This is a genomic window from Klebsiella grimontii, from assembly GCF_900200035.1.
Classification (GTDB): domain Bacteria; phylum Pseudomonadota; class Gammaproteobacteria; order Enterobacterales; family Enterobacteriaceae; genus Klebsiella; species Klebsiella grimontii.
Genome location: NZ_FZTC01000051.1, coordinates 1 through 10,717, shown reverse-complemented (window position 1 = coordinate 10,717; position 10,717 = coordinate 1). Strand labels below are relative to the sequence as shown.

General features: G+C 51.0%; 14 protein-coding genes and 1 pseudogene. 9 read left to right on the top strand and 6 right to left on the bottom strand.

Annotated features, from left to right (window positions below):
• The first annotated feature begins 14 nt into the window (after positions 1-14).
• The 3 genes and pseudogenes from KOSB73_RS28255 to KOSB73_RS28245 all read left to right on the top strand — a co-directional run.
• Positions 15-383: a DnaJ family domain-containing protein gene (locus KOSB73_RS28255; RefSeq protein ID WP_004138424.1), complete on the top strand. Its 369-nt coding sequence runs from the start codon at positions 15-17 to the stop codon at positions 381-383.
• 2 nt (positions 384-385) lie between these two features.
• Positions 386-811: a Zn(2+)-responsive transcriptional regulator gene (gene zntR / locus KOSB73_RS28250; RefSeq protein WP_004125893.1), complete on the top strand. Its 426-nt coding sequence runs from the start codon at positions 386-388 to the stop codon at positions 809-811.
• A gap of 58 nt (positions 812-869) precedes the next feature.
• Positions 870-1,127: pseudogene (locus KOSB73_RS28245) on the top strand (alternative ribosome-rescue factor A); the annotation flags it as partial.
• Here the strand turns inward: KOSB73_RS28245 and mscL are convergent.
• The 5 genes from mscL to def form a co-directional block, all read right to left on the bottom strand.
• Positions 1,084-1,497 (bottom strand): large-conductance mechanosensitive channel protein MscL, encoded by a 414-nt coding sequence (gene mscL / locus KOSB73_RS28240; protein ID WP_004138427.1) that lies wholly within the window; start codon positions 1,495-1,497, stop codon positions 1,084-1,086. The pseudogene KOSB73_RS28245 and the gene mscL sit on opposite strands and share 44 nt — an antisense overlap.
• Positions 1,498-1,637: 140 nt before the next feature.
• Complete coding sequence (gene trkA / locus KOSB73_RS28235) at positions 1,638-3,014, bottom strand: Trk system potassium transporter TrkA (protein ID WP_004125888.1); 1,377 nt, start codon at positions 3,012-3,014, stop codon at positions 1,638-1,640.
• A 21-nt stretch (positions 3,015-3,035) separates the two neighbouring features.
• A complete protein-coding gene (gene rsmB, locus KOSB73_RS28230; protein WP_004138428.1) occupies positions 3,036-4,325 on the bottom strand; it encodes a 16S rRNA (cytosine(967)-C(5))-methyltransferase RsmB in 1,290 nt (429 codons plus the stop codon).
• 52 nt (positions 4,326-4,377) lie between these two features.
• Positions 4,378-5,325, bottom strand: coding sequence for a methionyl-tRNA formyltransferase (gene fmt / locus KOSB73_RS28225; protein ID WP_004138430.1), 948 nt, complete (start codon positions 5,323-5,325; stop codon positions 4,378-4,380).
• 14 nt (positions 5,326-5,339) lie between these two features.
• Entirely contained in the window at positions 5,340-5,849 is a 510-nt protein-coding gene (gene def / locus KOSB73_RS28220; RefSeq protein ID WP_004138433.1) for a peptide deformylase, read from the bottom strand.
• Between the two features lie 129 nt (positions 5,850-5,978).
• Here def and dprA point away from each other — a divergent pair, with 129 nt between their 5' ends.
• Genes dprA through KOSB73_RS28190 form a run of 6 tightly spaced genes read left to right on the top strand, consistent with a single transcriptional unit; the run spans position 5,979 to position 9,771 of the window.
• Positions 5,979-7,103 carry a DNA-protecting protein DprA gene (dprA, locus tag KOSB73_RS28215; protein ID WP_098141355.1) on the top strand — a complete coding sequence of 375 codons (1,125 nt, stop codon included), beginning with the start codon at positions 5,979-5,981 and terminating at the stop codon, positions 7,101-7,103.
• Positions 7,075-7,548: a DUF494 family protein Smg gene (gene smg / locus KOSB73_RS28210; protein WP_004125874.1), complete on the top strand. Its 474-nt coding sequence runs from the start codon at positions 7,075-7,077 to the stop codon at positions 7,546-7,548. The genes dprA and smg overlap by 29 nt, the downstream gene beginning before the upstream one ends.
• 27 nt (positions 7,549-7,575) lie before the next feature.
• Positions 7,576-8,118 (top strand): DNA topoisomerase family protein, encoded by a 543-nt coding sequence (locus tag KOSB73_RS28205; RefSeq protein ID WP_004138439.1) that lies wholly within the window; start codon positions 7,576-7,578, stop codon positions 8,116-8,118.
• Positions 8,119-8,122: 4 nt separating this feature from the next.
• A complete protein-coding gene (gene tsaC / locus KOSB73_RS28200; protein ID WP_004138440.1) occupies positions 8,123-8,695 on the top strand; it encodes an L-threonylcarbamoyladenylate synthase type 1 TsaC in 573 nt (190 codons plus the stop codon).
• Positions 8,696-8,698: 3 nt separating this feature from the next.
• Positions 8,699-9,517, top strand: a complete 819-nt coding sequence (aroE, locus tag KOSB73_RS28195) for a shikimate dehydrogenase (RefSeq protein WP_004138442.1) — start codon at positions 8,699-8,701, stop codon at positions 9,515-9,517.
• Positions 9,514-9,771 carry a DUF1488 family protein gene (locus tag KOSB73_RS28190; protein WP_004138448.1) on the top strand — a complete coding sequence of 86 codons (258 nt, stop codon included), beginning with the start codon at positions 9,514-9,516 and terminating at the stop codon, positions 9,769-9,771. Before aroE ends, KOSB73_RS28190 begins: the two co-directional genes overlap by 4 nt.
• On the opposite strand, the gene KOSB73_RS28185 is transcribed toward KOSB73_RS28190, so the two are convergent.
• Positions 9,747-10,301: a gamma carbonic anhydrase family protein gene (locus KOSB73_RS28185; protein ID WP_024360698.1), complete on the bottom strand. Its 555-nt coding sequence runs from the start codon at positions 10,299-10,301 to the stop codon at positions 9,747-9,749. The genes KOSB73_RS28190 and KOSB73_RS28185 overlap by 25 nt on opposite strands.
• Positions 10,302-10,717: the final 416 nt, after the last annotated feature.

The window sequence follows — 10,717 nt, the reverse complement described above, 5'->3', positions numbered from 1 at the left end:
GCCGGAGCCTTATGATGTGGTTACTGGATCAGTGGGCAGAGCGCCATATTCTTGATGCACAGCGCAAAGGTGAGTTAGATAATCTTCCGGGAAGTGGGGAACCTCTTTCTCTGGATGACGACTCGCATGTGCCAGCTGAGCTGCGCGCAGGTTACCGATTACTCAAAAATGCAGGTTGTTTACCTCCCGAACTCGAACATCGTAAAGAAGCGGTAATGCTCACTGACCTACTGAAAGGTGTACAGGAGAGCGATCCGCGCTATGCGGAACTGAGCCGTCGTTTGGCGCTACTCGAGTTAAAGCTGCGACAGGCGGGCCTGAACACGGACTTCCTGCGCGGAGATTACGCTGATAAGTTGCTACATAAAATTAATGAGGAGTAATCATGTACCGTATTGGTGAACTGGCAAAATTGGCTGACGTTACTCCCGACACCATCCGCTACTACGAAAAGCAGCAGATGATGGATCACAATGTGCGTACGGAAGGTGGATTTCGCCTCTATACGGACAACGACTTACAGAGGCTGCGTTTTATTCGCTATGCCAGACAGCTCGGTTTCACGCTAGAATCGATCCGCGAACTTCTCTCGATCCGCATCGATCCAGAGCATCACACCTGCCAGGAATCTAAAGGTATTGTGCAGGCCCGTTTGAGCGAAGTGGAATCCCGGATTAAAGAGCTACAAACCATGCGTCGCTCTTTGCAGCGCCTCAATGATGCTTGCTGCGGCACAGCGCACAGCAGCGTCTATTGTTCAATTCTTGAAGCGCTTGAGCAGGGGGCCAGCAACCAAAATACAGCACGTTGATTTTTGCATCAGTCGCGTCTACACTCAGGCCGATTTCTTTTACTAATCTGGAGAGTTTATGAGCCGCTATCAGCATACGAAAGGGCAAATAAAAGATAACGCCATTGAGGCATTACTTCATGACCCATTATTCAGGCAGAGAGTTGAGAAGAACAGGAAAGGGAAAGGCAGCTACCAAAGAAAAGAAAAACATGCAGGACGGAATGGTCGGGAGGCCAGTGGCAAGAAAGTAATTAACTTTCTTACCACTGGCCTTCTGCTTTTGACGCTTCTTAAGAACGATTGTTTTGTTCTTTCAACAGGTCACGAATTTCGCTTAGCAGGACTTCTTCTTTGGTCGGGGCCGGTGGTGCTGCCGGGGTTTCTTCTTTTTTTCTGTTCAATTTATTCATCAGTTTGATTGCCATAAAAATGGCAAACGCCACGATAATAAAATCGAAGACGTTCTGGATGAATACGCCATAATGCATTACGACCGCTGGGATGTCTCCCTGGGCGTCCCGTAGCGTGACAGCAAACTGTTTAAAGTCGATTCCGCCAATGAGTAAACCTAGCGGTGGCATAATAATATCGGCAACTAACGACGATACGATTTTACCAAAGGCTGCACCAATGATGACACCGACTGCCAAATCAACCACGTTCCCGCGCATCGCAAATTCGCGAAATTCTTTTAAAAAACTCATTTTATTCTCCTTGAGCCAGCTAACACTGATAAGTTTAACAAATGTATTCCTATTTTCCATTACTGGGGAATAATTGCAGAAAAATATTATCCTTTGATATATAAGGGATAAAAGAAAGGCGTCTCGTCGACGCCTGCGAACTACAGGAAGAAAGGACTTGGCTGGAATAGTCTCTCAACATCAGAGATGAATTTTTTGTCCGTCAGGAACATAACGACATGATCCCCTTGCTCAATACGCAGATTATTATTCGCGATCATGACATCATTACCGCGTACTACTGCGCCAATAATTGTTCCGGGGGGAAGCTTAATCTCATCGATAGCGCGACCAACGACCCGCGAAGTGCTTTCATCTCCGTGCGCTACAGCTTCAATGGCCTCCGCGACACCGCGGCGCAGAGAGGAAACGCCGACAATATCAGCTTTCCGCACATGGCTGAGCAGAGCTGAAATAGTTGCCTGCTGCGGTGATATTGCAATGTCGATCACGCTCCCCTGAACAAGATCAACGTAGGCGCGGCGTTGGATCAGTACCATCACTTTTTTGGCGCCCATGCGTTTTGCGAGCATGGCAGACATAATATTGGCTTCATCATCGTTGGTGACGGCAATGAAAAGATCGACCTGATCGATATGTTCTTCCGCCAGCAATTCTTGATCTGATGCATCACCGTAAAAGACAATTGTATTTTGCAGCTTTTCTGCGAGCTCTGCGGCACGCTGTTGATTACGTTCAATAAGCTTGACGCTGTAATCTTTCTCCAGCTTATGGGCGAGTCCGGCCCCGATGTTTCCCCCGCCAACCAGCATGATGCGCTTGTACGGTTTTTCAAGGCGCTGAAGTTCGCTCATCACTGCACGGATATGCTGTGATGCGGCGATGAAAAACACCTCATCACCGGCCTCTACGATTGTTGATCCTTGTGGCCTGATAGGACGATCGTGGCGGAAAATAGCCGCTACGCGTGTATCAATATGCGGCATATGCTCACGCATAGTTGAAAGCGCGTTTCCCACCAAAGGGCCGCCATAATAAGCTTTAACGACTGCAAGGCTGACTTTTCCTTCAGCAAAATTAACCACCTGCAGCGCGCCTGGGTACTCGATCAGACGGTGAATACTGTCAATTACCAACTGCTCTGGAGCGATGAGGTGGTCAATAGGAACCGCTTCTGAATGGAAAAGTTTATCGGCATCGCGTACATAATCCGGGGAACGGATGCGGGCAATACGATTTGGTGTATTAAACAGCGAATAGGCGACCTGGCAGGCCACCATGTTCGTTTCATCTGAGCTGGTCACTGCAACCAACATGTCGGCATCATCCGCACCGGCCTCGCGCAGCACGCGCGGGTGCGAGCCGTGGCCCTGAACCACTCTGAGATCAAATTTGTCCTGAAGACTGCGAAGGCGGTCGCCATTCGTGTCTACCAGCGTAATATCGTTGTTCTCACCGACAAGGTTTTCTGCCAGAGTTCCGCCGACCTGCCCTGCGCCCAATATGATAATTTTCATCAGTCGCGACTCGTTGTCTCATTACTTTTTGATTAGCTTAGCGTAAAAGAAGCCGTCACCTTGCTCGGCGCCTGGCAAATTTTGCTGGCCCGGTAAATCTGCATCGCCGGTTTCGTTAAGAACCGCATCAGCTGTACGTTGCAGGAAGGCTTTTATTTGCTGGCTGTTCTCTTCTGGCAATACGGAACATGTCGCGTAAACCAGAGTGCCGCCGGATTTCAGGTGCGGCCATACGGCATCCAGAATTTCAGCCTGGAGCTGGGCCAGTTCCGCGATATCACGATCCCGGCGCAGCCATTTGATATCCGGGTGACGGCGAATAACACCGGTGGCGGAACAAGGGGCATCCAACAGAATACGATCGAACTGCTGCTCGCCACACCATTGGGCTGGATAACGGCCATCGCCTTGTTTGACGGTCGCTTTCATGCCCAGACGCTTCAGGTTGTCATAGACGCGGGAGAGTCGCTGCTCATCAACGTCGACAGCCAGAACCTGTGCTTCGGGCGCCGCTTCGAGAATATGGGTGGTTTTACCACCCGGGGCAGCGCATAGATCCAAAATATACTCGTCGTTTTGCGGATCAAGGAATGTCATGCAGCCTTGGGCAGAGGCATCCTGCACGGTCACCCAACCTGCCTCAAACCCGGGCAATGCGTGGACCGGTACCGGTGTTTCCAGGCGCACGGCGTCAGGGTAAGCAGGATGAGTAAACCCTTTCATTCCCGCCTCTTCCAGTAAAGCCAGCCAGCTGTCGCGCGAATGATGGACGCGGTTTACCCGCAACCACATCGGCGGGCGCTGGTTGTTCGCTTCCACAATGGCTTCCCACTGTGCTGGATAGGCTTTTTGCAGACGTTTCAATAACCAGGAAGGATGTAAAAAGCGGATCTCGCTACGAGAAAATTCAGCTAACAGCTCTTCCTGCTGACGTTGAAACTGGCGCAGGACCCCATTGATCAACCCTTTGAGCTGCGGACGTTTAATAGCAACGGCGCCTTCAACGGTTTCCGCCAAAGCTGCATGAGGCGGAATGCGTGTGTATAACAGTTGATAAAAGCCCACCATAATCAGGTAGTGCACAACACGCTGCTTACCCGTCATCGGCCGGGACATGAGCTTGCCGATCAGCCAATCTAACTGTGAAAGCGTACGTAGCACGCCAAAGCATAGCTCCTGAAGCAGCGCTTTATCTTTATCAGAGACTTTCTGTTGCAGCGGCGGCAGAACGTTGCTTAAGGATTGCCCTTGTTCGAGAACCTGTTCAACGGCCTGCGCTGCCAGACTGCGTAAATTGAGTTGTTTTTTCATAAGTACAAAAATAAAAATGCCCGGTAACACCGGGCGTATTAAGAAAGGAGCGTCAGACCAGACGGCTGCCAGGTACAAACCATTCCCGGCGCGAGTTTAATAGATCCTGAGCACTCATGGCTTTTTTCCCGGCTGGCTGTAGCGAGAGTAAATTCAGAACCCCGTCCCCGGTTGCGACCTGAATTCCCCGTTTTGTCGCTTCAAGAATGGTCCCCGGCTCGGCTTTTGTTGCCGTGTCGATCGCCGATGCCTGCCAGACTTTCACCGGCTGACCATCAATTTCTATCCAACTCATTGGCCATGGGTTAAAGGCGCGAATGCAGCGTTCTAGCTGTGCAGCGGAAAGAGACCAGTCGATACGCGCTTCTTCTTTGCTGAGTTTTTGCGCATGGGTAACCAGCGCTTCATCCTGTACAACCGGTTTTGCGGTGCCTGCGGCAAGCTGCTTAAGGGTTTCGATAAGCCCCTGGGGGCCCAGGTTCGCCAGCTTGTCGTACAGCGTCCCGCTGGTGTCTTCTGCGGTGATCGGGCACGCAAGCTTATACAGCATATCACCCGTATCGAGACCAACATCCATCTGCATGATGGTTACACCCGTCTCGGCATCGCCAGCCCAAAGCGAACGTTGAATCGGGGCCGCACCGCGCCAGCGCGGAAGCAGCGAGCCGTGAACGTTAATGCAGCCCAGGCGTGGAATATCAAGTACGGCTTTTGGCAGAAGGAGGCCATAGGCCACGACGACCATAACATCTGCGCGCAGGTCAGAGACGAGTTGCTGGTTTTCCTGCGGACGTAACGAAGCTGGCTGGAATACCGGTATGCCTTGCTCTTCCGCCAGAACTTTTACCGGGCTGGGCATGAGTTTTTTACCACGACCAGCCGGACGGTCCGGTTGGGTGAACACGCCAACAACGTTATGTCCAGAGGAGAGCAGCGCGTCGAGATGACGCGCTGCAAAGTCAGGTGTGCCCGCAAAAATAATACGTAGTGAATCTGACACGTTAATTCTCGTCCTTAAGCTCGGGCATTCAGGCGATCAAGTTTCTCAACTTTCTGACGAATGCGTTGTTGCTTGAGCGGCGACAGGTAGTCGATGAACAGCTTACCGACGAGGTGATCCATCTCATGCTGAATACAGATTGCCAGCAGACCATCAGCTTCAAGCTCATAAGGTTTACCTTCACGATCGAGCGCGCGGATTTTCACCTTTTCTGCACGTGGTACTAAAGCACGCTGTTCAGGAATAGAGAGACAACCCTCTTCAATACCTGTTTCTCCGCTCTTTTCCAGCAGCTCAGGGTTAATTAATACCAGCTGCTCTTCACGATTTTCTGATACGTCAATAACGATAATGCGCTGATGAATATCTACCTGCGTTGCGGCCAGACCGATACCTTCTTCAGCGTACATCGTCTCGAACATATCATCGACGATACGCTGAATTTCTGCATTTACTTCTTCTACCGGTTTTGCGACTTTGCGAAGGCGCTCGTCCGGAATATGTAACACTTGCAAAACTGACATAGTTATCCAGAGTTGTGTTCAGGAGTTGGAAAGATTATTACCTCTATTCTAGACAAAACCCCCTGCAATTGACAGTCTCACTGACCAATCGCAAAGATTGTTAAAGTCGCTTGTGGCAGGGGAATAGGGATGACGCCGAGGGAAATTTGGTTACGTTTGATGAGAGTGAGCAGCCTGTATGGAGAAGGTGCTATCAGTGCTGCACGCCAGCTATGTTCATCTCCGACGCTAGAGCGAGAAGAGTTGCGTGCCCGTGGTTTGAATCTGGCGCAATCGAAGCATTTCCTCGGTGTTAACCAATGCGAAATCGATGCCACGCTGCAATGGCTGGAGCGGCCCAATTGCTATTTACTGACTGCCGAAGATCCGCTTTACCCACCCCAACTGCGGGCGATTGTCGACTTTCCTTGCGCTCTTTTAGTATGTGGAGATCCTGCGCTACTCAGTAGCCGGCAGCTGTCCGTCATCGGGAGTCGGTCGCACTCGTGGTATGGCGCTCGTTGGGGAAAACTATTTAGCGAAGCTTTAGCGCGTTATGGCATTACGATCACGAGCGGTCTGGCCCTTGGCATTGATGGTATTGCTCATCGTGGTGCGCTGGAAGGGAAAGGTAAAACGGTGGCAGTTTTAGGGAATGGCTTAGGAGAGATCTATCCTCGTCGCCATCAGGCGTTAGCGGAACAGATAATTAACGGTGGCGGAGCCGTCATTTCTGAGTTCCCGCTGTTTACTCCGCCCCTGCCGGGCAATTTTCCCCGTCGTAACCGAATTATCAGTGGCCTAAGCGCCGGTGTGTTGGTTATTGAAGCTGCGCTGAAAAGTGGCTCATTAGTGACGTTTCGGTATGCGCTGGAGCAGGGAAGGGATGTATTTGCTCTGCCAGGGCCGATTGGCAGCCCGGGTTCAGAAGGTCCTCATTGGCTCATCAAGCAGGGCGCGATTCCCGTAACAGCCCCTGAAGATATCGTCGAATACTGGCGAGATGAGCTACCGTATATTCTTCCTGAGCCAGATGAGGTAAATAATTGCGGTAATCGGCCTTCTGTAGCATTGCCATTTCCAGAGCTCCTGGCTAACGTAGGAGATGAGGTAACACCTGTTGACGTTGTCGCTGAACGTGCCGGCCAATCTGTGCCAGTAACCGTAGCCCAGCTACTAGAACTGGAGTTAGCAGGCTGGATCGCAGCTGTACCCGGCGGCTATGTCCGATTAAGGAGGGCAAGCCATGTTCGACGTACTGATGTATCTGTTTGAAACTTACATCCATAACGAAGCAGAAATGCGCGTGGATCAGGACAAGCTGACTCGGGATCTGACCGATGCCGGTTTTGAACGAGAAGATATCTATAACGCCCTAATGTGGCTCGAAAAACTGGCTGATTACCAGGAGGGGCTTGTTGCACCCATGCAGCTAGCTTCTGACCCACTCTCGTTACGAGTCTATACTGACGAGGAGTGTCAGCGTCTTGATGCGAGTTGCCGGGGATTCTTACTATTCCTTGAGCAAATTCAGGTGTTGAACCTCGAAACACGGGAAATGGTGATAGAGCGCGTGCTGGCGCTGGATACGGCAGAATTCGATCTGGAGGATCTCAAATGGGTGATTCTGATGGTGCTGTTCAATATTCCCGGTTGCGAAAATGCCTACCAGCAAATGGAAGAATTACTCTTTGAAGTAAATGAAGGTATGCTGCACTAACTTTTTTGCTGCGACATTAGAATTGTTATGACCAAAACAGCGCTGTTTTCGGTGCGTAAAAACGAACCCTGCCCGCAGTGTGGGGCTGAACTGGTAATACGCTCCGGGAAGCACGGGCCTTTTCTCGGCTGCTCGCATTATCCTGACTGTGACTATGTCCGCCCCCTGAAAAGCCAGGCGGACGGACATATTGTCAAAGTTCTGGAGGGGCAAACGTGTCCGTCCTGCGGCGCGGTGCTGGTACTCCGCCAGGGGCGTTTTGGTATGTTTATCGGTTGCAGCAGCTATCCTGATTGCGAACATACTGAACTTATCGATAAGCCGGATGAAACTGCAATAGCCTGCCCACAATGCGGACAAGGGCATCTGGTTCAGCGCCGTTCACGGTTTGGAAAAAACTTCCATTCCTGCGATCGTTACCCCGATTGTCAGTTCGTCATTAACTTCAGGCCAGTGGCGGGCGAGTGTCCTGAGTGTCATTACCCGTTGCTAATCGAAAAGAAAACGGCGCAGGGCGTTAAGCGCTTCTGCGCCAGCAAACAATGTGGAAAGCCGATATCGGCGGAATAAATCTGTGAATAATAACCTGCCCTCAGAAGCCATCGTACGCGCTGTGGCGCTTCTGAATAATGAACATGTCATCGCCTATCCAACAGAAGCCGTTTTTGGCGTCGGTTGCGATCCCGATAGCGAAAAAGCCGTCATGAGTCTGCTCGCACTGAAGCAGCGTCCCGTTGAAAAGGGGCTGATTCTGATTGCTGCGAACTTTGAGCAACTCAAGCCGTATATTGACGATACGCAGCTGAGTGATGCGCAGCTAGCGGCTATTTTTTCGTGTTGGCCTGGGCCGGTAACATTTGTCTTCCCTGCCTGCGCTTCAACGCCGCGTTGGTTGACCGGGCGCTTCAATTCATTGGCGGTACGAGTCACGGATCATCCGCTGGTGGTCGAACTGTGTAAGGCTTACGGGAAACCGCTTGTTTCTACCAGCGCAAATTTATCGGGCCAGCCTCCTTGTCGCACGACGGCTGAGGTTTATACGCAGTTTGGCGCTGATTTCCCGGTAGTCGATGGGGCAACGGGCGGGCGTCAAAACCCATCTGAAATACGTGACGCCTTGACGGGCGAACTCTTCCGCCAGGGGTAACTCATGGAAACTTATGCCGTCTTCGGAAACCCGATTGCCCATAGCAAGTCGCCATCTATTCATCGGCTTTTTGCGCAGCAGCTGCAAATTACGCATCCCTATGGCCGTATCCTGGCTCCGCTCGATGATTTTGTTACTACGCTCGATGCTTTCTTTAATGAAGGTGGTAAGGGAGCGAACGTCACCGTGCCTTTTAAAGAAGAGGCCTTCGCGCGAGCTGATGAGTTAACTGAACGCGCAGCGCTGGCTGGTGCGGTCAATACGCTTAAACGGTTGGAGGATGGCCGCCTGCTTGGGGACAATACCGATGGTATTGGACTACTGAGCGATCTGGAACGGCTTGGTTTTATTAAACCTGGATTCCGGGTGTTGCTTATTGGCGCAGGTGGGGCTTCACGCGGCGTATTGCTTCCTCTCCTGTCGCTGGATTGCGCCGTGACTATTGTTAATCGTACCTATTCTCGCGCCCATGAACTGGCTACGCTTTTTTCTCATACCGGCAGCGTCCGCGCTTTAGATATAGAAGCATTGGGCGGTCAGGAATTTGATCTGATTGTTAATGCGACGTCCAGCGGTATTGACGGCGATGTTCCCTCGATCCCTGTTACCTTAATAAATCCTCATGTCTGTTGTTATGACATGTTTTACCAGAAAGGCTGTACGCCATTTTTAGCCCTCTGCCAGCAACACGGTGCGACAAAATGCGCTGATGGGTTGGGAATGCTGGTGGCGCAGGCTGCCCATGCGGTGCTGTTATGGCATGGCGTACTGCCAGAAATTAGGCCAGTCATTGCAGCGTTGCAGAAGGAACTGAATGCGTGAACCAGGCTATTCAGTTTCCAGACAGAGAGATATGGGATGAAGCGCATCAATGTATCGCTTTTCCGGCATTAGTTAACGGCATGCAGCTTACCTGCGCCTTAACGTTAACGGTGCTCAAGAAGCGTTTTGGCGGTGAAGAACCCGCACAATGGCTGGCCGCTTTTCGTGAACATCGCTGGGATCTGGAAGATGAAGCCCAGGATCTCATTCTCGACCAGCGGGAAGATGCTCAGGGTTGGGTCTGGCTTTCCTGATCGAGATAATCACCTTTCCACTTTACATAGTTATTCGCTGAATATATGAGCCCCGCGATTTCCGCCTCCGTCAGGGGGCGTATCTGTTTTACCGGGTTACCAAAGTAAAGGTAGCCACTCTTGAGGCGTTTGTTCTGAGGCACCAGACTACCTGCGCCAATCATTATGTCGTCTTCAACAATCACGCCATCCAACAAAATCGAACCCATCCCGACCAGTACCCGATTACCAATAGTGCAGCCGTGTAGCATCACCTTATGCCCGACGGTGACATCATCGCCAATGATCAGTGGATTGCCTTGCGGATTAGATGGTGATTTATGCGTGACATGTAAGACGCTACCGTCCTGAATGTTGGTGCGAGCGCCTATTTCGACGTAATTCACATCGCCGCGAATCGCGACCAGAGGCCAGATACTGACGTCATCAGCCATTCTGACATCACCGATCACCACGCTGCTGCTGTCGATCATCACGCGCAGGCCCGTTTTAGGGAATAAATCTTTATAACGACGTAAACTGGTGGTCATGGTTACCTCAATAAACGAAGGGAGTGCAGAGACTTTGGTTGCTTTTTTGGCCGTCTGCAACCCTTTATTGTGGTAAAAATTGAGCGAATTGAGCAAGAACGCCGCGAAGCGGCTGAAAAACCATCATTTGGAAAAAAAGATCGAAAAAAGGCTTGTGCAAAAAAATGGGATCCCTATAATGCGCTCCCACTGACACGGCAGATGTGAATCACTTCACAAACAATCCGGTCGGTTGAAGAGAAAAAATCCTGAAATAACGGGTTGACTCTGAAAGAGGAAAGCGTAATATACGCCACCTCGCAACGGTGAGCGAAAGCCGCGTTGCACTGCTCTTTAACAATTTATCAGACAATCTGTGTGGGCACTCAAAGTGACATGGATTCTTAACGTCGCAAGACGAAAAATGAATACCAAGT

What these genes read in the sequence shown, in the direction of transcription:
- KOSB73_RS28255 (WP_004138424.1), top strand. Translation starts at nt 15, where the DNA reads ATGTGGTTACTGGATCAGTGGGCAGAGCGCCATATTCTTGATGCACAG.
- zntR (WP_004125893.1), top strand. Translation starts at nt 386, where the DNA reads ATGTACCGTATTGGTGAACTGGCAAAATTGGCTGACGTTACTCCCGAC.
- mscL (WP_004138427.1), bottom strand. Translation starts at nt 1,497, where the DNA reads ATGAGTTTTTTAAAAGAATTTCGCGAATTTGCGATGCGCGGGAACGTG.
- trkA (WP_004125888.1), bottom strand. Translation starts at nt 3,014, where the DNA reads ATGAAAATTATCATATTGGGCGCAGGGCAGGTCGGCGGAACTCTGGCA.
- rsmB (WP_004138428.1), bottom strand. Translation starts at nt 4,325, where the DNA reads ATGAAAAAACAACTCAATTTACGCAGTCTGGCAGCGCAGGCCGTTGAA.
- def (WP_004138433.1), bottom strand. Translation starts at nt 5,849, where the DNA reads ATGTCAGTTTTGCAAGTGTTACATATTCCGGACGAGCGCCTTCGCAAA.
- dprA (WP_098141355.1), top strand. Translation starts at nt 5,979, where the DNA reads ATGACGCCGAGGGAAATTTGGTTACGTTTGATGAGAGTGAGCAGCCTG.
- smg (WP_004125874.1), top strand. Translation starts at nt 7,075, where the DNA reads ATGTTCGACGTACTGATGTATCTGTTTGAAACTTACATCCATAACGAA.
- KOSB73_RS28205 (WP_004138439.1), top strand. Translation starts at nt 7,576, where the DNA reads ATGACCAAAACAGCGCTGTTTTCGGTGCGTAAAAACGAACCCTGCCCG.
- aroE (WP_004138442.1), top strand. Translation starts at nt 8,699, where the DNA reads ATGGAAACTTATGCCGTCTTCGGAAACCCGATTGCCCATAGCAAGTCG.
- KOSB73_RS28185 (WP_024360698.1), bottom strand. Translation starts at nt 10,301, where the DNA reads ATGACCACCAGTTTACGTCGTTATAAAGATTTATTCCCTAAAACGGGC.